This window comes from Dermacoccus sp. PAMC28757 (genome assembly GCF_014302635.1).
Lineage (GTDB): Bacteria > Actinomycetota > Actinomycetes > Actinomycetales > Dermatophilaceae > Dermacoccus > Dermacoccus abyssi.
The window spans coordinates 459,252-478,373 of record NZ_CP060292.1 but is presented as its reverse complement, the minus strand read 5'-3'; the positions used below and the strand labels follow the sequence as shown (position 1 = coordinate 478,373).

20 protein-coding genes are annotated in these 19,122 nt (G+C 68.2%); 12 read left to right on the top strand and 8 right to left on the bottom strand.

Annotated elements, in window-relative coordinates; translation table 11 throughout:
* Nucleotides 1-79: 79 nt before the first annotated feature.
* Both H7F30_RS02310 and H7F30_RS02305 read right to left on the bottom strand, forming a co-directional pair.
* Nucleotides 80-1,525, bottom strand: a complete 1,446-nt coding sequence (locus tag H7F30_RS02310) for an APC family permease (RefSeq protein WP_187036461.1) — start codon at nucleotides 1,523-1,525, stop codon at nucleotides 80-82.
* 288 nt (nucleotides 1,526-1,813) lie between these two features.
* Nucleotides 1,814-4,117: a glycosyltransferase family 39 protein gene (locus H7F30_RS02305; RefSeq protein WP_187036459.1), complete on the bottom strand. Its 2,304-nt coding sequence runs from the start codon at nucleotides 4,115-4,117 to the stop codon at nucleotides 1,814-1,816.
* 186 nt (nucleotides 4,118-4,303) lie between these two features.
* Between H7F30_RS02305 and H7F30_RS02300 the strand changes: the two genes are divergently transcribed.
* The 3 genes from H7F30_RS02300 to H7F30_RS02290 all read left to right on the top strand — a co-directional run bounded on the left by H7F30_RS02300 (nucleotide 4,304) and on the right by H7F30_RS02290 (nucleotide 6,129).
* The gene (locus tag H7F30_RS02300; RefSeq protein ID WP_129666046.1) at nucleotides 4,304-4,999 is read left to right on the top strand and encodes a phosphatase PAP2 family protein; all 696 of its coding nucleotides are present in this window, start codon (nucleotides 4,304-4,306) and stop codon (nucleotides 4,997-4,999) included.
* The gene (locus H7F30_RS02295; RefSeq protein WP_187036457.1) at nucleotides 4,999-5,727 is read left to right on the top strand and encodes a phosphatase PAP2 family protein; all 729 of its coding nucleotides are present in this window, start codon (nucleotides 4,999-5,001) and stop codon (nucleotides 5,725-5,727) included. The genes H7F30_RS02300 and H7F30_RS02295 overlap by 1 nt, the downstream gene beginning before the upstream one ends.
* A gap of 207 nt (nucleotides 5,728-5,934) precedes the next feature.
* Nucleotides 5,935-6,129, top strand: coding sequence for a hypothetical protein (locus H7F30_RS02290; protein WP_047310764.1), 195 nt, complete (start codon nucleotides 5,935-5,937; stop codon nucleotides 6,127-6,129).
* Between the two features lie 67 nt (nucleotides 6,130-6,196).
* On the opposite strand, the gene H7F30_RS02285 is transcribed toward H7F30_RS02290, so the two are convergent.
* The 3 genes from H7F30_RS02285 to H7F30_RS02275 all read right to left on the bottom strand — a co-directional run bounded on the left by H7F30_RS02285 (nucleotide 6,197) and on the right by H7F30_RS02275 (nucleotide 8,606).
* The gene (locus tag H7F30_RS02285) at nucleotides 6,197-6,589 is read right to left on the bottom strand and encodes a hypothetical protein (protein ID WP_047310763.1); all 393 of its coding nucleotides are present in this window, start codon (nucleotides 6,587-6,589) and stop codon (nucleotides 6,197-6,199) included.
* Nucleotides 6,589-6,942 (bottom strand): hypothetical protein, encoded by a 354-nt coding sequence (locus H7F30_RS02280; RefSeq protein ID WP_187036455.1) that lies wholly within the window; start codon nucleotides 6,940-6,942, stop codon nucleotides 6,589-6,591. Before H7F30_RS02280 ends, H7F30_RS02285 begins: the two co-directional genes overlap by 1 nt.
* Before the next feature lie 182 nt (nucleotides 6,943-7,124).
* A complete protein-coding gene (locus H7F30_RS02275; protein WP_187036453.1) occupies nucleotides 7,125-8,606 on the bottom strand; it encodes a hypothetical protein in 1,482 nt (493 codons plus the stop codon).
* A gap of 222 nt (nucleotides 8,607-8,828) precedes the next feature.
* On the opposite strand from H7F30_RS02275, the gene H7F30_RS02270 reads away from it, so the two are divergent.
* The 4 genes from H7F30_RS02270 (at nucleotide 8,829) to H7F30_RS02255 (ending at nucleotide 11,907) form a co-directional block, all read left to right on the top strand.
* Nucleotides 8,829-9,743, top strand: a complete 915-nt coding sequence (locus H7F30_RS02270) for a bifunctional 2-polyprenyl-6-hydroxyphenol methylase/3-demethylubiquinol 3-O-methyltransferase UbiG (protein WP_187036451.1) — start codon at nucleotides 8,829-8,831, stop codon at nucleotides 9,741-9,743.
* 51 nt (nucleotides 9,744-9,794) lie between these two features.
* Nucleotides 9,795-10,964, top strand: coding sequence for an RtcB family protein (locus H7F30_RS02265; RefSeq protein ID WP_187036449.1), 1,170 nt, complete (start codon nucleotides 9,795-9,797; stop codon nucleotides 10,962-10,964).
* A gap of 104 nt (nucleotides 10,965-11,068) precedes the next feature.
* Nucleotides 11,069-11,428 (top strand): ArsC/Spx/MgsR family protein, encoded by a 360-nt coding sequence (locus H7F30_RS02260; protein WP_129666056.1) that lies wholly within the window; start codon nucleotides 11,069-11,071, stop codon nucleotides 11,426-11,428.
* A gap of 35 nt (nucleotides 11,429-11,463) precedes the next feature.
* Nucleotides 11,464-11,907 (top strand): YccF domain-containing protein, encoded by a 444-nt coding sequence (locus H7F30_RS02255; protein WP_187036448.1) that lies wholly within the window; start codon nucleotides 11,464-11,466, stop codon nucleotides 11,905-11,907.
* Between the two features lie 6 nt (nucleotides 11,908-11,913).
* Here the strand turns inward: H7F30_RS02255 and H7F30_RS02250 are convergent, their stop codons facing one another.
* Nucleotides 11,914-12,153 carry a hypothetical protein gene (locus tag H7F30_RS02250; RefSeq protein ID WP_187036446.1) on the bottom strand — a complete coding sequence of 80 codons (240 nt, stop codon included), beginning with the start codon at nucleotides 12,151-12,153 and terminating at the stop codon, nucleotides 11,914-11,916.
* Between the two features lie 147 nt (nucleotides 12,154-12,300).
* Nucleotides 12,301-12,927: a maleylpyruvate isomerase family mycothiol-dependent enzyme gene (locus tag H7F30_RS02245; RefSeq protein ID WP_187036444.1), complete on the bottom strand. Its 627-nt coding sequence runs from the start codon at nucleotides 12,925-12,927 to the stop codon at nucleotides 12,301-12,303.
* Nucleotides 12,928-13,250: 323 nt separating this feature from the next.
* Between H7F30_RS02245 and H7F30_RS02240 the strand changes: the two genes are divergently transcribed.
* Genes H7F30_RS02240 through H7F30_RS02230 form a run of 3 tightly spaced genes read left to right on the top strand, consistent with a single transcriptional unit; the run spans nucleotide 13,251 to nucleotide 14,617 of the window.
* Nucleotides 13,251-13,562 (top strand): hypothetical protein, encoded by a 312-nt coding sequence (locus H7F30_RS02240; protein WP_187036442.1) that lies wholly within the window; start codon nucleotides 13,251-13,253, stop codon nucleotides 13,560-13,562.
* The gene (locus H7F30_RS02235; protein ID WP_187036440.1) at nucleotides 13,563-13,892 is read left to right on the top strand and encodes a hypothetical protein; all 330 of its coding nucleotides are present in this window, start codon (nucleotides 13,563-13,565) and stop codon (nucleotides 13,890-13,892) included. It abuts the gene before it with no gap.
* A gap of 44 nt (nucleotides 13,893-13,936) precedes the next feature.
* Nucleotides 13,937-14,617, top strand: coding sequence for a hypothetical protein (locus H7F30_RS02230; RefSeq protein ID WP_187036439.1), 681 nt, complete (start codon nucleotides 13,937-13,939; stop codon nucleotides 14,615-14,617).
* A gap of 58 nt (nucleotides 14,618-14,675) precedes the next feature.
* On the opposite strand, the gene H7F30_RS02225 is transcribed toward H7F30_RS02230, so the two are convergent.
* Nucleotides 14,676-16,262, bottom strand: a complete 1,587-nt coding sequence (locus H7F30_RS02225) for an APC family permease (protein WP_187036437.1) — start codon at nucleotides 16,260-16,262, stop codon at nucleotides 14,676-14,678.
* A 316-nt stretch (nucleotides 16,263-16,578) separates the two neighbouring features.
* Between H7F30_RS02225 and H7F30_RS02220 the strand changes: the two genes are divergently transcribed.
* Both H7F30_RS02220 and H7F30_RS02215 read left to right on the top strand, forming a co-directional pair.
* Complete coding sequence (locus H7F30_RS02220; protein WP_187036435.1) at nucleotides 16,579-18,057, top strand: aldehyde dehydrogenase; 1,479 nt, start codon at nucleotides 16,579-16,581, stop codon at nucleotides 18,055-18,057.
* A gap of 73 nt (nucleotides 18,058-18,130) precedes the next feature.
* On the top strand, nucleotides 18,131-19,117 hold the full coding sequence (locus H7F30_RS02215; RefSeq protein ID WP_187036433.1) for a catechol 1,2-dioxygenase: 987 nt from the start codon (nucleotides 18,131-18,133) through the stop codon (nucleotides 19,115-19,117).
* Nucleotides 19,118-19,122 lie beyond the last annotated feature (5 nt).

Here is a 19,122-nt window from a genome sequence, read left to right as displayed (position 1 = left end):
CAAACGCATCAACGCCTCGCGACGTGACGGCGCCCGCTCGACCGTGAGGGTCGGGCGGGCGCCGTCGTCGGGAGAGGGGTTACTCCTCGAGGTTCTCGATGTCGCTGAAGCGCGTCTTCTCGTGGTGACGCGTGTGGACGAACCACGTGAACAGCGACAGCACGACGCCGATGGCGAGCAGGGCCGCGCCGATCTTGTACTGGATGTACTTCTCCGGGTCGCGTGCCCACGGGCCGGCGAGGAAGGCGCACAGCACCGCACCGAGGATCGGGATGACGGTGGGCGCACGGAAGGCCTCGGGGTGTGCCTTCTCCCGGCGCAGCACGAGGCACGCGATGTTGACGATGGTGAACACGATGAGCAGCAGCAGACCCGTCGTGCCGCCGAGTGCGCCGACGACCGGCGCGCCCTTCTGCATCGACACGTAGATGATGAGCGCCAGGGCGAGCGCCGTCGTGAAGAACACGGCCGCGTAGGGCGACTGGCGGCGCGACACCTTGCCGAGTGCTGGCGGGAGCACTTCCTGCTTCGCCAGGCCGTAGATGAGGCGGCTCGCCATCATCATGTTGATGAGTGCGGTGTTGGCGACGGCGAACACCGTGAGGAACGGGAAGACCGCGTCGACGGGGAAGCCGGGCATGCCGGTCTTGACGACCTCGAGCAGGATGCCGGTCTCGCCGTCGAAGTTCTGGATGTCCTTGATCGGCAGCACGAGCACGACCGACACGGCGACGAGCATGTAGATGAGCACGGCGATGCCGAGGCCCGTGAGCATGATGCGCGGGAAGACCTGACGCGGGTTCTCCGTCTCCTCGACCATGTTGACCGAGTCCTCGAAGCCCACCATCGAGAAGAACGCGATAGCGGTGGCGACGGTCGTCGCGGCGAACATGTTGCGGTCCGAGGACGACTCGAACGTCGTGAGCTGGCTGAAGTCGGCGCCCTTCGTGGCCATGGCGTAGAAGCCGATGCCGATGACGACGGCCAGTGCGAACAACTCGACGACGGTGAGCACGACGTTGAACTTCACGCTCTCGCCGACGCCGCGCAGGTTGATGAGCGCGAGCAGCACCATGAACGCGAGGGCGACGAGCATCGTGCCGAGGGCGCCCGGGCCGTCGTCACCGCCGACGCCGAGACCGGTGAGGAGGTTCGCGGCGAGCAGGTTCGACGACGTCGCAGCGCTCGTGATGCCCGAGCAGACGACGGTGAAAGCCACGATGAACGTGAGGAAGTGGATGCCGAACGCCTTGTGCGTATAGAGAGCAGCGCCGGCGGCTTGCGGGTACTTCGTCACGAGTTCGAGGTAGCTGAACGCCGTCAGGGTGGCGACGGTGAACGCGATGAGGAACGGCAGCCACGCCATGCCGCCCACTTCGCCCGCAATGTCGCCGGTGACGGCGTAGATGCCTGCGCCGAGAATGTCGCCGACGATGAACAGAAGCAGCAGCTTCGGGCTGAGGACCCGCTTGAGCTCGGTCTTCGGCTCGTGCGCCTCGGCTTGCGCAGCGTCCGTCGCAGCCATGATGTGTCCTCTCACCCCGTGATGCGTGTCACTCACACTGTCGCGTACGCAGCGGTAGAGCAACCCTGACATGCCGCCCCGTCGCGACTTTCACGAACGCCTTTCGGGGGCCGACCTATTTTGCACGCTGACGAACACCGTTGTGGGTGTTGGCGGCTCACGATTCCGGCAGATCGGTTCGGGTCATGAGGCTCGGCGGCTACCAGCCGCAGCCGGTGCACTTGTGTGGATCTGGCCGCGGTATCTCGCGGCCAGATCCACACAACGTACCCAGATCGGGGGAGAGGCTTACGACGTCGCCTTCGTCAGGTCGTAGATCGTCACGCCCCCGACGGTCGTCGCCGTGTAGTGCGCCTTGACCCAGGCCGTGATCTGCGCGGCCGACCCGTTGCCACCCTGGCCACCGCCCATGCCGCCTCCGGCGATGAAGTACGTGATGTCGCCGTTCTTCACGTACTCCTGGAACTGCGCGAGCGTGACGTTGTTGTCGCTGCCGCTCCAGCCACCGATCGACATCACCGCGGTGTCGGAGGCGAGGATGTACCCGGCCGCACTCTGGTCACCGATGACCGCAGCGGACCACGTGGATGTCGTCGCGTCGAGCTTGGCGCTGAGGGCCGTGTTGCTCGTCGCGCTGCCCTGGCCGCCGGGAGCAGCCTGCATCGAACCGGACGTTGCCGATCCCGACGTTGCACCGCCCGACGACGCGGACCCGCTCCCGGGGGAGTTCGTCGAACCTGACGACGACTGGCCGTTCGTGCCGGACGCTCCCGGTGCGGCACCGTTTGGTGCCGATCCACCCGGGCTGCCGGACGGCGGCGTTCGCGTCGGCGGCTGCCCGCTCGGCGGCGTTCCGGTGGGTGCTTGCGCCGACGATGACGACGACGACCCGCCTGTCGTGCCGCCCTGTTGGGCGTTCTGCTGGGTGCCTTGCTGACCGCTCGGTCGAGTGCCGGCCTGGCCGCCCGACGGGCCGCCACCCATGGGGCCGCCGCCCGCGCCGCCAGCCACAGCCGGGCCGGACGCCGGCATCGAGCCGGTGTGACCCTGCGTGATCGTCGCGAGCGTGTACGCCGTCGTTCCGCCCAGGCCACCGAGCACGCCGATGACGAGTCCGATCGTCGCGAAACGACGCGTTCGCGCAGGGCGAGCACCGGCGACCACGAACGTCAGCGCCCCGATGACGGCGAGCACCAGCGACACCCACTTGAGCCACGGCATCCACGACGCAGCGTTCGTCGACAGCACCTGGAAGCTCCAGGCCGCCGTCACAACGACAGCCGCGGCGATGACGAGCCGCCACACGAACGAGTCGCGTCGGGCCCACGCCTCACGGCCACCGACGGCGACGCACGCCGCGATCGCCGGAGCGAGAGCCACCGCGTAGTACGAGTGGACGGTGCCCTGCATGAACGACAGGCACAGCACCGTGACGACGAGCCAGCCGCCCCAGAGGATGAGCGACGCGCGAACACGGTCGGTGCGCGGCGCCCGTCCTTGAGCGACGAAACCGGCGACGAGCAGCAGGAGAGCGGCCGGCAGCAACCATGAGATTTCACCGGCGAACTGGCTGTTGAACATGCGCAGGAGGCCTGCGGTGCCACCGAAGCCGCCTCCGCCACCACCTCCGCCGCCGTTGCCCGCGCCGCCGAGGATGCGGCCGAGGCCGTTGTAACCGAGGGCGAGCTCCCACAGCGAGTTGTTCGTCGAGCCGCCGATGTACGGGCGTGCCGACGCAGGCCACAGCGAGACGAGTGCGACGAGCCAGCCAGCTCCGACGACGACGCCGACGAGGCCCGCGAAGAGGTGTGCCAGGCGCTGCTTGAGGGAGAACCGGGCCGCGACGAGGTAGGCGAGGCCGAGGCCGGGCAGCACGAGCAAGCCTTGGAGCATCTTGGTGAGGAACGCGAAGCCGATGAGCAGACCGGCCCCGAGCATCCACCGCAGGGCCACGCGTCCGCGTGTGGTCTCCACAGCGCGCACCACCGCGTAGGCGGCCGCCGTCATGAGGAGAACGAGCATCGCGTCGGGGTTGTCGAAGCGGAACATGAGGGCCGCAACCGGGGTCAGGGTGACGAGGAGCCCGGCGAACAGGCCGGCGGCGTGACCCGACCACCGACGCACCGCGCCGTACGTCAGCGCCACCGTGCCGACGCCCATGAGCGCCTGCGGCAGGAGGAGGGAGAAGCTCGAGAAGCCGAAGATCCGAGCCGACAGGCCCATGACCCACAGTGACGCCGGGGGCTTGTCGACCGTGATGGCGTTGCTCGCATCGAGCGACCCGAAGAGCCAGGCCTTCGCGTCCTGGGTCGCCGACTTCACTGCGGCGGCGTAGAACTCGTTGGCGTAGCCGGAGTTCGTCAGATCCCACAAGTACACGAACGCGGCGAACGCGAGCAGCGCGAAGAGCGCGGGACGCGCCCACGTCGGGTCGTCCTGCCTGCCGCGCAGGAGAGTGGCCGCGCGCCCACGGCTCGAGGTCTGGCCCGTGACGGCGTTCGTGCGTGACGCGCCGTCCGTCAGGTGTTTGTCATGAGGCGCGGTGTCGCTGCGTGATCGCCGCAGCAACCGCGCCGGGGTGGTCGTCGTCATCGCTGATCCTTGGGTCCGTTCGACGGCCGCCGAGTGCGACCGTGACGAGACCAAACTTCCGGCCCGCTCTTTGCGGGCCACTGGGTGGCGCTGTGGGATTCCTGTGGGCGAATTCGTCCGAATCGTCCGCGGCCAGGAATCACCGAGCGCGGCGGCGTCTCAGTGCGCCCCTCGTACCCTGACGGCGTGTCCCCAGCAACGTCGGGCGCGTGGTTCGTCCGCGTCGTCCTGCCCCGCCTCGTGCGCGGTGCCCTCGCAGCCGCAGTGCTCTGCCTGCCCGTTGTCGTCCTAGCCGTGCTGGTCACACGTCACTGGTCGCCCATCGTCGACGCCGACCAACGCGCCGTCCTCGCAGCCACGAACGTCACGCGCGAGCGGGGTTTCCTCCCGGCGCTCGAGGCGTGGCAGTGGTGGCTCCACCCGATGCGGGTCTACATCGCGGCCGTGCCGATTGCGCTGTGGACGTGGCACCGGCGTCTTCGCGGACGCACCATCTGGGGTGTCGCGACGATGCTCGTCGGCTGGAACCTCGGCCTCCAGGCGAAGCTCGTCGTCGAGCGTGCGCGGCCCCTCATCGACGATCCCGTCGCCCACGCGCCGGGCTACAGCTTCCCCAGCGGGCACGCGTTCAACGTCGCCATGATGCTCACGACGAGCCTCATCATGCTCTGGCCGCTCGTGCGCGAAAGGGCGCTCGCGCTGCGTGCCCTTCTCGTCGCGGGCGCCGCCGTCATCGCCGTGCTCACGGCCCTCGACCGTGTTTTCCTCGGCGTCCATTACCCGAGTGACGTGACGGCCGGCGTTCTGCTGGGGTGCGGGCTGTCGGTGGCTTCGTTCATCGGGTTCAGTCACCGACCGCGAGCGACGAAGGAGCCGGCGTGATGGCGGTTGGACCCGCTGCGAACACGCGCGCCGCTCGGCCCACCGTCCACGAGGTGCTGCGATCGGTACTGCTTCGCGCCGTTCTTCCGGCGCTCGTGATGTTCGGGCTCCTGCTCGGTATCGGCAAGGCCCTCATGACGGTGTTCCACGAGGTGCCGTCCGAAGAGCGCATCTCGCAGAAGGTGGCCGCCGAGCGTGACGGTGTGCTCAACACCGTGACGAAGGTCGTCTCGACGATCAACGACACCTGGTTCACGATCGGCGGAGCGATCGTCATCGGGCTCGCTCTTCTCGCGCTGACGCGGAAGTGGTGGCTGAGCGTCGTGCCGCTGCTCGCCATCAGTCTCGAAGCGAGCGTCTTCGTGCCCGTGACGCACCTCGTCGGCCGACCGCGCCCCGAGGTCGGTCGGTTCGACAACGCGCCGCCGACCTCCAGCTTTCCCAGCGGCCACACGGCCGCGTCGTTCGCGCTGTTCTGGTCACTCGCGATGCTCGCGACGCGTATCGAGAACTCGGCTCTGCGACGCACCGTGCAGACGCTGTGCGTCCTCTTTCCGTTCGGCGTGGGCGCCGCACGTCTCTACCGCGGCATGCACCACTTCAGCGACATCGTGTTTGGTGGCCTCCTTGGCATCGGGTGCGCGTTCGCGGCCTACCTTGCTGTTCGAGCGGCGGATCGCCATGCCACCGAACGTCAGGTGGATCGGGGGAAGCTGACGACGGTCTGAAGCGTGAGCCCAAGGGGTCCAATTTGGGACGGATCGCGGTGTTCGGCCGTGTTGTTCAGGGGGTGACGGACCGGAAAGCAGGACCGCGAAAAATTCTCGGTTCACTTTTCGATGCACGCTCGATTTCACTCCCGTCGAGGTGAGAAAGTCAGACTCCGTTCCCGGACGCCGGCGCACCACGGTGGCGGCTTTCTTCGAGGAGAGACCATGAAACGACTCACCGCAGCGGCTGCTTCGATGCTCGTCGCCGGATCCTTCGTCGCCCTCTCCGCGGGGGCGGCCAACGCTGTGAGCCACCCGGTCACCGCGAAGCACGGTGAGGACAACGCCCCCACGGCGCGCGGCGAGGACAACGCCCCGTCCGTTCGCGGTGAGGACAACACACCCGGCGCGCGTCGCTGACGATGACGCACGAGGCGCCCTCCACGACGAATCGCGAAGGGCGCCGACGAGGTGAGGCGTGCAGGCTTCAGCCCATGCGTTCGATCGACTCGGCGCTGATCTCCGTGACGTCGTTGATGCCCTGGGTGCGCTGCCCCGTCACCGAGCCGCGCACGCGAACGACGCTGCCGAGGCGGAGGTGCTGGGTGTTCGGCAGCGGGCAGCACAGGGCGAGACCCGAGTCGACGGTGCGGAAGCAGTGGCGCACGATGTCCGGGCCGTCCTGCGCGTGGCGGGGGGTGGTGCCGGCAACGCGTACGACGATCTCGAAGGGCTCGCCGACCTCGCCGAGGTAGCCCGACGACGTCGTGCGGGTGGAATCCTGCTCGGCCGGGCCGGCAGCGACCCCGGCGAACCGGTCGTCGCGGGCCGCGCCGCGACGTTGCGCGGAGACGCGGGAGAGGGTCAAGGGGCCGAACATCAGGTCATCCTCAGCGGGTTGAAGCACTCGTGGAGCGTCGTGATGCAGACATCGTCACGACGGATGTGGGCCTGTACGAGGCCGGACAGTTTCACTCGATCGCCCACGCGGAATCCGTAGCGGCGGGCTGATGACCATTCAAGCAAACTGTGCGTGCCGATTTGGCGGACGAGATAACGCTGAATTCGATGACCCATGTCGGTGATGGCGACGATCTCCACCGGCACGCGCACGTGCTCGGCCTGTTCACCGATCCATTCACTCGCCAGAGACGGGACGAACGGGCGCTCAGGGGTGCGGCTCGCGGCACCCGTTGCAGTCGCCGTACGGGTGCTGGACGAGACGAGGTTCACCGGAGCGAAAGTGCGCACGAGGGCACGACGAAGAGCGAAGGTCGCCACACGAACTCCAAAGCTGATCGACAGTCCTGACAGCAGTAGGACGCTCGATCAAGGTTTGGGTTGCACGTCGTGAGGTGATCAACGGAAAACGTGTGCGCGTCGTCGGGCCGAGATGCTCGAAGCCGGTGCGTGTGTCAGCGGCGCACGACCTTGGGCAGGCCGAGCATGGCGGCCACGCCGAGCGCGGAACGCGGGGCCCACGCCGTCCGCCACAGCCCGCCGTGAGCGGCGCCGTCGCTGAAGAGTGCCTCCGGGTGGTCGCGGTGCGGCGCCTCGCCGGGCGCCAGGTCATCGCGCATGACGTCGTGCACGAGCAGCGCAGCCATGAGGGCGCGGCTCGTCTCGGACGCGAAGACCTCGACGCCGAAGTGGTGGGCGCCGCCGTACGCCGCACGTAGGACGGGGTTCTTCGTCACCGATCGCGTGAGTGTGGCCGGTGCGACGTTGAACGACACGCGCTTGCCGTCGGCTTCGGCCGCTACAGCACGCCAGCGCTGCAGTCGCTTCGCGACGGCGTAGTTCGGGCCCTGCTGCGCGACGAGGCAGTCGGCCACGTGCGAGTGCTTGGGGTAGGGCTCGCTGAACAGCTGGCCCCGCGAGGCCAGTCGTAGCCCCTTCTTCGCGACGCCGCGACTGCCGTGACGCTGCCAGCGTCCCCGCGAGGCGTCGACGATCTCCTGCGGCACGACGAAGGCGTCCGTCGGAGTGGCGAGGTACGCGAGGACCGTGGTGGGGCGCATGCGTTGCAGGTACTGGCCGATGGCGTCGGCCGCCAGCGTGAGGCGGATGTGCATGCCCGAGTCGGCGTAGGCGTGCATGCCGAAGACGATCGTGTCGTCGCCGGCGTTGTCGGCGAACCAGGCTGCAACACCGGCCGGGTCGGCCACGATGTCGGCACCCGCCTCGCCGTCACTGACGGGCAGGGTGATGCTGCCCGCCCCGGCCTCGGCGAACTTCGCGAGACGCTCGCTGACGCGCGGAATGTCCACGGCGAGGATGCGTGCGCCCCAGCGCGACAGCATGTCGGTGGGGCCCATCTCGGCGCCCGCGCCGACGCTCGCGAGGACGTGACCGGGCAGGCTCAGCCATTCCGGGTGGTTGATGACGCGCTTGACCGCTTCGGCGCACGAGGCCTCGATGACGCCCTTGGCCACCCATGTGTCGAGCTGACGCTCGAGGTCGTGGCCCGTGAGATCGCGTCCCTTGTAGGGCACCGCCAACGCCTCGACCCGAGGCTTGCGACCGTCGATCGTGCGAATCTCGTACGTGCCGTGAGCCGCTTCGACGGCGTCGTCGAAGGCCCACTCGGCGAGTGGTGTTTCGTGGCCGTCGTCCCCGACGACGCGCATGCGGCGGTAGGCGGAGTCGAGCCCCGCGCGGGCGATGTCGACAGCGGCCTGCGGCGTGGAGGCCGTCGTCATCGTGAGGTCGCGAACCGCGGCGAGGTAGGCCTCGCGCCAGTTCTTCGCGCCCTCCACGCGTGCGGCGAGGGCCGCGTCGCTGCCGCGGACGGCGTCGGTGACGATGCCCCGAACGGTCGGGGTGGTGGGGCGCTCGGCGTCAGCGCTCTCCGCGGTGTCGGGCGCGGGGAAGGTGATGCCACGAAGCGTCGTCATCGTCTGTCTCTTCCTGATCGGGGCAGCGGTCGCGTCCATGAAATCCCAGGACGTGTGGCCGGATCATCCGAAGAACCGCCAACGTCGGACGGGCGTCTTTGGAGGTTTCCTCCAACTTCCCGATGATGAGCGGTGACCGCGGCACCGGTGCCGCGTTTCCGAGGCAACATCGTCGGAGATATTCGGTCGCGCACCGGGATCACCTGCGTCAGACTCTCTTCCATGAACTCCTTCACCACGAGTTCTCCCAGCGCCGACGCGACGTGGGAGAACTCCCGCTCGCACAATCAGGCCAACTGGGACGAGCGCGCCGCCGCGCACGCTTCGAGCCCCGACTACGCCGTCCAGCGCTTCATCGACGACCCCGACGCCCTCAGTGGCGTCGTCGAGTTCGACCGACCTTGTCTCGGCTCGATCGAGGGCCTCGACGTCGTGCACCTGCAGTGCCACATCGGCACGGACACACTCTCGTTGGCGCGTCTCGGGGCAGCGTCCGTCACGGGGCTCGACTTCTCGACGGCGTCGCTTGAGCAGGCGCGCAGCATCACCGAGCGCGCCGGGCACCGCGACATCCGGTTCGTTCAGTCCGATGTCTACGACGCTCCGGCCGCGCTCGAACGACAGCAGTTCGACCTCGTCTATACCGGCATCGGCGCGTTGTGCTGGTTGCCGAGCGTCGAACGGTGGGCCGCCGTGGTGGCTGAGCTGCTACGACCAGGCGGGCGACTGTTCATCCGCGAGGGGCACCCCATGCTCTGGGCAATGGGCGACAACCCAGCCACCGGGCAGCGCACCCTCGCGGACGGCGAGTTCACCGGCCCAGCGCTCGAATTCCCCTACTTCGAGATGCCCGAGCCACTCGTGTTCGACGACGGCGGCACCTACGTCGAGACCGAGGGCGAGTTCAACGCGACGATCACGCACGAGTGGAATCACGGGCTCGGCGAGATCATCACCGCGCTGCTCAAGGCGGGCCTGCGCCTCGACTTGTTCACCGAACACCAGAGCGTCCCCTGGAACGCGATGCCCGGCCAGATGGTCGAGATCGGCGCCGGCGAATGGCAGCTCGCCGAAGCGCCGGAACGTCTCGCCGCCACGTACACGATCACCGCCACGAAGGTGGCACCCGAAACCTGACCTTGCTCCGTACTCCGTTGCGGTGCAGGGTGACCGCAAGGAGAAAGAACAATGGAGCGCATTTCCCCGACCCTCTTCAACTGGGCCTCGATCCTTGAGGATTCGACCCGCGAGCAGGCCGTCACCACGGCGTCGATGCCGTTCGTCTTCCCGCACCTTGCCCTCATGCCGGATGCCCACCTCGGCCGTGGCGCGACCGTCGGCTCGGTCATCCCGACGCTCGGGGCCATCATCCCGGCCGCTGTCGGCGTCGACATCGGGTGCGGGATGATCGCCGTCCGTACGCAGCACACGGCGGCGGATCTGCCCACCGAGCGTGCGTCCGTGCGTCAGGCGATCGAGCGCGCCATCCCGCTCTCGGCGGGTGGGGCCAACCGCAAGATCAGCCGAGAGCACATGCAGGTGCGCCTCGACGAGCTCGAGACGATGGCCGAAGAGGCCGGGTTCGACCCGGCCGCGTACGCGAAGAAGTGGAAGCTCCAGCTCGGCTCGCTCGGTTCCGGTAACCACTTCATCGAGATCTCGCTCGACGAGGAGGACCGGGTGTGGCTCTTCCTGCACTCCGGTTCGCGAGGTGTCGGCAACCGCATCGCCCAGCACCACATCAAGGCGGCCGAGGCGTACTGCCGGACGAACTGGATCCAGCTGCCCGACCGTGACCTCGCCTACCTCGTCGAGGGAACGCCGCAGTTCGACGCCTACATCCGTGAACTGCGCTGGGCGCAGCACTTCGCGCTCCTCAACCGCGAGGAAATGATGGACCGCGTCGTGCGCCAGTACGCCGAGTGGGTGGGCGAGCCGGTGACAGAGCTTGAGCGCATCAACTGCCACCACAACTACACGGAGCAGGAGAAGCACTTCGGGAAGAACGTGTGGCTCTCACGGAAGGGCGCGATCAACGCCGAGGCAGGGCGTCCGGGTCTCATTCCGGGCTCGATGGGTACGGCGTCGTACGTGGTCGTCGGCAAGGGCAACGCGCTCTCGCTCAACTCGTCGCCGCACGGTGCGGGTCGTGCGTTCTCCCGTTCTGCGGCGCGCAAGCGCTTCACTGGTGACGAGCTGCGGGAGGCGATGAAGGGCATCGAGTACCGCGACACCGATGCCTTCATCGACGAGATCCCGGGCGCGTACAAGGACATTGACCAGGTGATGGCGGACGCCGCCGACCTCGTCGAGATCCGGCACACGCTGCGTCAGATCGTCAACGTCAAGGGCGACTAGTCGTAGCCCGATTCCCCCGATGGTGTGTGGCCCCTCCGCCGCGCGGCATCGGGGGAATCGGCGTTCCCAGCGGGTTGTCGGTGGCGACGGGTAGCGTCAGGGGCATGGCTGAGACCACCGTTCTGCACAACCCGCGCTGCTCGACCTCACGCGCCGCCCTCGACGCGGCGCAGGAGGCGAACGTCGACGTCGAGGTTCTCCAGTACCTCAAGGAGCCCCTCACCCGTGAGGCCCTGCTCGAGTTGCTGGGCAAGCTCGAGGACGCACCCACTGACCTCGTGCGACGTGACGCCACGTTCAAGGAGCTGGGCCTCACCGACGCCGACGTCGCGGCGCCCGACCAGGTGGCCGACCTCCTCGCGGAGCACCCGAAGCTCATGCAGCGCCCCGTGCTCGTGCGTGGCAACCGCGCCATCATCGGGCGCCCGAAAGACCGCGTGCCCGCGTTCCTCGCAGGCAACTGACTTCTCGCACTACTGATCACCACGGGGGAGGCCGCGTGAAGACGCTGCTCAACATCATCTGGTTCGTGCTGGCCGGCTTCTGGCTGTGGATCGCGTACGCGGTCGCGGCTCTCGTCATGTGCATTCTCATCGTGACGATTCCGTTCGGCATCGCGTCGTTCCGCATCGCCAACTTCGCGGCCTGGCCCTTCGGCCGCACCTACATCGACAAGCCGACCGCCGGCGCGGCGTCGATGATCGGCAACGTCATCTGGTTCGTGTTCGCCGGCCTGTGGATCGCGCTCGCGCACGTCGGCACGGCCATCGCGCTCGCGGTGACGATCATCGGTATCCCGTTGGCGTGGGCGAACCTCAAGATGATCCCGCTCGCGCTGTTCCCCCTGGGCAAGGAGATCGTGCCGGAGGGTGCCCTCGCTCCGCCCCGGTACACACCGCCGCAGGCCTACGGCCAGGGCGGCCCGCCACTTTCGCGCTACTGAGTGGCCTCACGTGTAGGGGTAGGGCTTGGGCGTTCCGTCGTCGTCAATGCCGTAGCCGCTGCGAGGGTTCTCCTTCGGTTCGTCGAGACTCACCCAGCGGCGCAGCAGGCCGGGCACGAGGAAAACCACCCACGCGATCTCCCACGCGTGGAAGGCGAAGCCGAGCACGAAGAACGTGATGAGCGCCAGGGTGCCGGAGACTGCGAGCAACTTCTGCGCGGTGGTCATGGGCTGGTTGGTCTTCATGTCTTCATTCTTCCCCCGTGGTGGTCGCGCAGCCCGGGGTTGGTGTCACGAACGTCCCATGACATTCGTCAGGGGGATGGGCGAAGGGCGCCCGCCGCCGACACGAATGTCGGAGACGAGCGCCCTGCGTTCGTGAGTGGCGCCGCGTTACTTCGTGAGGCGGGCGCGGTACTCGGGCAGGCCGTCGCCGGCGAGGTCGTCAAGGTACTCGGCGCGGCCCGTCATCGTCATGATGAGCGCGAGCAACGGGCCCTGGACGATCTCACCCTTGCCGTGATCCCACTTCTGGTCCGTGGCCATGAGGTGCAGGCCGTCGATGCGCTTCTTCACACCGAGGCCACTCGAATCCTTGTAGTAGTCGCCGAGCTCACGCAGCGTCTCGAGCGGGTACTCGCGGGTGAGCCCGAGCGGACGGCGGATGTCTTCGGCGTGCACGAGCGTGTCACCCAGCATCGCTTCGCCGCTCAGCGGGGCGGTGCGCTCGTGGAGCACGGCCTTGAACGCGGCGAGCGTCTCGGCGGGCGTGCCCTTCGAGTACTCGGCCACGCCGGCGTCGGTGACGGCCTGGAAGTCGCCCTTGTGCTTGAGCACGAGCTTGGCGACGTCGGCCTTCGACGTCGAGGCGCCGGAAGCGAGGTGGGCGACGACGTCCTGGATCGTCCAGCCCTCGCACAGCGACGGGCTGCGCCACTGCTCGTCGGAGAGCTGCTCCAGCTCGGCGAGGAGAGCCTCGCGCTCGTCGTGGATCTTCGTCCACACCATCTCGTGCGACATGACGTTGCCTTTCGTCGGGGCCGAATCTTGGCTCCAGTCTGCCGAAACGGCGAGCGATCGGCCATCCGGGCGCGTGAATCTGCTCACAGCGCCACGGCTGTTCGCGCGCGGGAAGTCACTCGATGGTGAACCTGCGATGAACGCGTCGTGACTGCTCGGAGGCGCCCTCCTCGACGCGGGATGAAAGCCCATCGCTCTCCTATCAAGTGTGAGAGTCCTCACGAAAAAACCGCGGAAACTCGGCCGATCCCTTCTTGTGCGGTCGTCCATGTTCGAGCGCCTCGGTCGTCTCGCGGTCGGGGATTCATCTTGAGGAGGAGCACATGCACGTCCGTTCATCGGGCCGCACCACGGCCGCTGCGGCCACCGTCGCCGTCGCCTTCGCAGGCATCGGCGCCGGCGCCACGGCGTCCGCCGAGCCGCAGGTCCGCCACGTCACGCAGCACGAGACGATCGACCTGTCGAACTCGAGCGTCTACTCCGACGCGCCGGTTCCGGGCTCGCTCACGGCGGGCCAGTTCACCGTCGCCAATGAGAGCGCCTCCTCGCTGCCCAAGGGTTACTCGGTACAGGTCGGACGGCAGGTCGTGAAGAACCCGGCCAACGAGGGTGGCCGCAAGGGCTACCAGTCGTAGGTGAGCACGACGGCCACCCCGTCGCTCGCCTTGTCGTCGGTGGAGTACGCCGGCGCGACGAACGCGTCGGCCGGTAAGAACGGCGTCGCCAACGTCGAGCTGACGAAGACCCTCGCCCCGGGCCAGGGCATCTACGGCACCTGGTCGGGCGCCCCGATCTCCGCCGACGGCGAACGTTCCGCGACGATGCGCTACCGCGTCTCCGTCACGGCGCCGTCGCGCACGATGACGTACACGAGCCGCGCCAACACGTCGGCGGGCGAGCTCGTCGAGATCGAGCACGTCGTCACGATCAAGGGCGGCACCTTCACCTACGACGCCGACCTCTGATCGGCCCACCCCGCACTTCGACCCCACGACACGAGGTAGGAACCATGACGACCATCAAGCGCACCCTCGCGACGTTCGCCGCGGCCGCCACCGTCGCCACCGTCGCCACCGGCGTCGCCGCGGCCCCGGCGCAGGCTGACGCGTCGACCGAGAACGTCGACATCTGGCACATCGAGAACGCCGGCCCGATCAAGCCCAACGCCTCCAACCCGAACCCGGTCTGCAACCCCTGGTCGCAGTGCCGCACGCACATCACGAGCGTGAAGACGTCGTTCACGCCGATGGGCGCCGTGCAGACGACGAACGACTCGGACTCGAGCGTGCCGCTCACGCAGACGTTGTCGTCCACCCAGACGCTGACGATGAAGATCGACGGCGACTTCGGCCGCTCCTTCACCGCGGGCCTCACGGGCTCGGGCAGCAAGGACGGCATTACCGGCGGCGGCAACCTCGCCGCGACGTGGACCCAGGCCATCAAGCCCGGCTTCTCCTACGAGGCGTCGTGGACGACCGGTCAGGAGATCGGCCCCTACGACATCAAGCCCGGCATGGTCGGACGCGCGACGTACGGCTTCAACACCGTCACGTTCAAGGGCACGCAGCAGTACTGCAAGCTCAACGGCACGTGGAGCCAGCCGACGCCCCTGTCGGGCACGGCCCCCGTCGCCAAGGACGTTCACATTGAGCGGTACAAGATCGGTTCGCTGCCGAAGAACCGCTACTGACGCACACACCCGTGCCCGGGCCGATGATCGGCCCGGGCACGGGTGTGTGCGAACGACGTCAGTGGTGGTCGGGAACCAGCTCGTCGACCCGGTCCTTGCCCATGAGGGCCCAACGCTCGGGGTCGCGCTTCTTGAGCGCCGCCGCCGAGATGATGCCGACGACGACCGCCACGAGGATGAGGCCCGGCAACACCCAGCGAAGAGGGCTCTCCGGGTTGCCGATGAGGTTGCCGAACTGGGAGGTGGCGTACACGGCGACCGCGCCCATGAAGACCGCGGAGAGCGCGGGGGCCACGGCCGTCCGCCACATTCCGCCGGCCCCGGTTCCTGCGGTGGCGACGTCCGCCGTCACGGCCTCGTCGACCGCGGCCTTGCGGCGCTCGCCGCGGTAGCGCGCGAAGAACGCGACGACGGCGACGGACGCGAGCGACATGAGGAACAGAATGGCGAGCGTGCCGAGCTGCGTCAGCCAGGTGAAGAGGTTGAGCACCGGATCCTGACCCGTCACCGTGAAGAGCAGCAGGACGACGGCGGCGAGGGCCGTCTGGCTCATCGAGCCCATGTGGGGCGACAGGTGCAGCGCGTGCGTGTGGCCGAGCTTGCGCGGCACGAGCCCCTCACGCCCGAGGGCGTAGAGGTAGCGGGCCACCGCGTTGTGGAAGGCGAGCAGGGCCGCGAACACCGACGTCGCGAACAGCAGCGACATGACCTGCGTGGCCGTTGAGCCGAGGTAGGTACCGCCGAGCTCGAAGAGGAAGACGGTGGGGTCGGGCTTGAGTTCGCCGAGGTGCGACACGAGCGTCGAGGGGCCCTGGGCGCTCACCATGAGCCACGTCGTGATCGAGTAGAAGACGCCGATGACGATGACGGCGAGGTAGGTCGCGCGGGGCACCGTGCGGCGCGGGTCCTTCGCCTCCTCGGAGTAGATCGTCGTCGACTCGAAGCCGATGTAGCTGGCGGAGTTGAACAGCAGTGCGATGGCGAGCGAACCGCTCGTCAGGGCGCCGAAGCTGAAGGGCTCCATCGACAGGTTCGAGGCGAAGCCGCCGGTGCCTCCGTTGCCGCCCTTGCCGACGATCGCGACGTCGAGCAGGAGCACGATGAGGAACTCGAGGGCGACGAGGATGCCGAGCACCTTGACCGAGAGGTCGACCTGGCGGTAGCCGAGGACGCCGATGATCGCCCAGGCGACGAACGAGCACGCCCACCACGGCGGGTTGAACCCGAGGGTCTCCGCGCAGAAGCTCGCGGCGGCGGCGCCGAAGAGTCCGTAGAGGCCGATCTGCATCGAGTTGTAGCCGAGCAGCGCGATCCACGCGGCCGCGCCACCGGCGGGTTGCTTGAGGCCACGCGCGACGTACGCGTAGAAGGCGCCCGTGCTCGTGTGGTGGCGTGCCATGGCCGTGTACCCGACGGCGAAGAGGAGCAGCAGGGCGCTGACGATGAGGTAGGCGAACGGTATGCCGGGGCCGTTGCCGAGCAGCATCGCGACGGGGGCTCCGCCGGCCATGGCGGTCAGAGGTGCCGCCGCCGAAACGACGATGAATGCGATGGCGACCGAGCCGAGTCGGCCGCTGCGCAGCCTGTGTTCGTCACCGGACGTCGCGCGCTCGCGTGCGTCGTCGTGAAGTGGTGCGCTGCTCATGGCATCGCCTTTCGCCAGGGGGTTGCGTGGGGAGGCGCCCCGGCCCGTGACGCCGCGTGTCGCGGGCCGGGGTGTTACGCACGTTCACTTCGAGTCACCCCACTCGTTAGGGAGCGAACGATATGCGTGAGGCTCACGGTAGCGCACGGTGTGACCTGGGCCACAGCATTTCGTCGGAAAATTTCCGAAGCGCCCTTTCGACGCTCTCCGCGGGCTCTCGACGCGCTTCCAAAAGCCTTGGCCGTCAGATACGTTTGGGCCCGAACGATTGCTACTGTGACTCGTGTCACCACCCACGCGAACGGCGAGGAGCGTCATGGCGAACCCGGAGAAGATCACCGTCGAGGGTGTCGAGGTCGACACCCGGCACTGGATCGGCGGCGAGCGCGTCGCGAGCGCCGACGGCGCCACGTTCACCACCGTCTCGCCGATCGACGAGTCGGTCATCGGTGAGGTCAGTGCCGCCGGTGAGGCCGAGGTCGACGCCGCGGTCGCCGCAGCTCGCAAGGCGTTCCCCGCCTGGTCGAAGACGAGCCCCGCCGAGCGCGCCGCCGTCCTGCGCAAGGTTGCCGAGGGCATCGAGGCCCGCGTCGAGGAGCTGGGCAAGGTCGAGACGCGTGACAACGGCGCGCTGCTTCGCAGCCACCTGCGTGGCGTCATGCCGCGTGTGGCGATGAACTTCCGCTTTTTCGCGGACTACCTCGAGAAGGATCTCGAGCACCCCGACATGGAGGTCGCCGGGCGCGGCCACCGCGAGCGCATCACGTACGACCCCGCGGGTGTCGTCGCCATCATCACGCCGTGGAACGCGCCCCTCATGCTGGCCACGTGGCGCATCGGCCCGGCGCTCGCCGCGGGTAACTGCGTCGTCCTCAAGCCGCCGGAGTGGGCGCCGCTCACGACGTCGCTGCTCGCCGACATCGCCAACGAAGCAGGCCTTCCGGCCGGCGTGTTCAACGTCGTCCAGGGCACTGGTGTGGACGCGGGCGCGCCGCTCACGCGTCACCCGGACATCAACCGCCTGTGCTTCACCGGCTCGGTGCCGACGGCCGGCGTCATTGCCGCCGCTGCCGCGCCGAACATCGTGCCGCTCAGCTTCGAACTCGGCGGCAAGTCGCCGTTGCTCGTGCTCGCTGACGCCGACATGGACACGGCCGTCGACATCGCCGTCGAGCAGTTCGACAACGCCGGCCAGGTCTGCCTCAAGGGCTCGCGCATCCTCGTCGACGAGGCCATCGCCGAGGAGTTCACGAAGCGCGTGGTCGAGAAGTCGAAGACGCTCAAGCAGGGCGACCCGCGCGACCTCGAGACCGATGTCTCGGCGCTCATCACGCGCAAGCACTTCGAGACGATCGACGGCTTCGTCGAGCGCGCCAAGGCCGACGGCGCCACGGTGCTCACCGGCGGCGGCCCCAACACGGAACTCGGCGGCCTCTTCTACGAGCCGACGATCCTCGCCGACTGCCCGGAGGGCTCGGAGATCCTCACCGAGGAGGTCTTCGGCCCGGTGCTCACGATCGAGACGTTCTCCGGTGACGACGAGGGCGTCGCCAAGGCGAACGACACACGCTTCGGGCTCGCCGCCACGCTCGTCACGTCCGACCCGGAGCGTGCCGAGAAGGTCTCCGCGCAGCTTCGCGCGGGCACCGTCTGGGTCAACTGCTTCTTCGTGCGTGACCTGGGCGCGCCGTTCGGCGGCAGTGGCCAGTCCGGCATCGGGCGCGAGGGTGGCATCTGGAGCTTCGACTTCTACTGCGACGTGAAGAACTCCGTCTTCGCGCCCGCATCGAACTGACACGACGAAACGCCCGCACACGGCTGACGACGGACGTCGTCACCGGCGGCGGGGCAGAGAGAGGAATGGGCCGATGGGTGAGGTAGTCGGCGCGGGATTGCTCGCGCACGTTCCGACGATCATGCTGCCGGAGGAGATCCGCCGCAGCCTGAACCACGGTGAGGACTCGACGCTCGTCGCCGGGCTCGAGCAGTTGCGCAAGGAGGTCTTCGAGACGCTCGACTACGACACCGTCGTCGTGCTCGACAGCCACTGGGCAACCACCGTCGAGTTCGTCGTCACGGCGCAGGACCGCCGCTCGGGGCTGTTCACGTCGGAGGAATTGCCGCGCGGCATGACGCGCCGTCACTACGACTTCCCGGGCGACCCGGAACTCGCGCACCTCATCGCGAGCAAGGCCGACGAGCACGGCACGTGGATCACCGCGATCGACGACCACTCGCTGCCGATCTTCTACGCGACGACGAACATGTGGGAGTACCTCGGCAAGGGGCTCGACGACAAGCGCTGGATCTCCATCGGCGTGTGCCAGACGGCCGACATGGAGGACAACCTGCGCCTCGGGCGTGCGCTCGGCGACGCCATTCGTGAGAGCGACCGCAAGGTGCTGCTCATCGCGAGCGGCGCGCTCAGCCACACGTTCCACCCGCTGCGCAAGCTGCGCGACCACGAGGCTGCCGACCCGAAGCACATCTTCTCTCAGGAGGCCTACCAGGCCGATCTGCAGCGGATGGAGTGGTTCGGCCAGGGCGACCACGCCCGCGTGCTCGACACGATGGACGAGTTCTACCGCTACAAGCCCGAGGCCCGCTTCGGGCACTACCTCATGATGATCGGCGCCCTCGGCGAGGGCGACTGCACCGCCACGTCGCGCCAGTACGGCGAGTACGAGAACTCGGTGGGCACCGGCCAGGTGCACCTGTGGTTCGACCAGCCCGAGGGCGGCTTCCCGGCGCCGCGCCGCACCGACATCGACGACGACGTCAAGCGTCAGAAGGCTGCCGCAGCCGCTGAGGAAGCCGGACCCGAGCACATCCCCGACCTGCCCGCCGCCGGCTGACCACC

Excerpts from the sequence above, each read along its gene's own strand:
- H7F30_RS02310 (WP_187036461.1), bottom strand. The coding sequence starts at position 1,525 with ATGGCTGCGACGGACGCTGCGCAAGCCGAGGCGCACGAGCCGAAGACC.
- H7F30_RS02305 (WP_187036459.1), bottom strand. The coding sequence starts at position 4,117 with ATGACGACGACCACCCCGGCGCGGTTGCTGCGGCGATCACGCAGCGAC.
- H7F30_RS02295 (WP_187036457.1), top strand. The coding sequence starts at position 4,999 with ATGGCGGTTGGACCCGCTGCGAACACGCGCGCCGCTCGGCCCACCGTC.
- H7F30_RS02290 (WP_047310764.1), top strand. The coding sequence starts at position 5,935 with ATGAAACGACTCACCGCAGCGGCTGCTTCGATGCTCGTCGCCGGATCC.
- H7F30_RS02285 (WP_047310763.1), bottom strand. The coding sequence starts at position 6,589 with ATGTTCGGCCCCTTGACCCTCTCCCGCGTCTCCGCGCAACGTCGCGGC.
- H7F30_RS02275 (WP_187036453.1), bottom strand. The coding sequence starts at position 8,606 with ATGACGACGCTTCGTGGCATCACCTTCCCCGCGCCCGACACCGCGGAG.
- H7F30_RS02270 (WP_187036451.1), top strand. The coding sequence starts at position 8,829 with ATGAACTCCTTCACCACGAGTTCTCCCAGCGCCGACGCGACGTGGGAG.
- H7F30_RS02265 (WP_187036449.1), top strand. The coding sequence starts at position 9,795 with ATGGAGCGCATTTCCCCGACCCTCTTCAACTGGGCCTCGATCCTTGAG.
- H7F30_RS02260 (WP_129666056.1), top strand. The coding sequence starts at position 11,069 with ATGGCTGAGACCACCGTTCTGCACAACCCGCGCTGCTCGACCTCACGC.
- H7F30_RS02250 (WP_187036446.1), bottom strand. The coding sequence starts at position 12,153 with ATGAAGACCAACCAGCCCATGACCACCGCGCAGAAGTTGCTCGCAGTC.
- H7F30_RS02245 (WP_187036444.1), bottom strand. The coding sequence starts at position 12,927 with ATGTCGCACGAGATGGTGTGGACGAAGATCCACGACGAGCGCGAGGCT.
- H7F30_RS02240 (WP_187036442.1), top strand. The coding sequence starts at position 13,251 with ATGCACGTCCGTTCATCGGGCCGCACCACGGCCGCTGCGGCCACCGTC.
- H7F30_RS02230 (WP_187036439.1), top strand. The coding sequence starts at position 13,937 with ATGACGACCATCAAGCGCACCCTCGCGACGTTCGCCGCGGCCGCCACC.
- H7F30_RS02225 (WP_187036437.1), bottom strand. The coding sequence starts at position 16,262 with ATGAGCAGCGCACCACTTCACGACGACGCACGCGAGCGCGCGACGTCC.
- H7F30_RS02220 (WP_187036435.1), top strand. The coding sequence starts at position 16,579 with ATGGCGAACCCGGAGAAGATCACCGTCGAGGGTGTCGAGGTCGACACC.
- H7F30_RS02215 (WP_187036433.1), top strand. The coding sequence starts at position 18,131 with ATGGGTGAGGTAGTCGGCGCGGGATTGCTCGCGCACGTTCCGACGATC.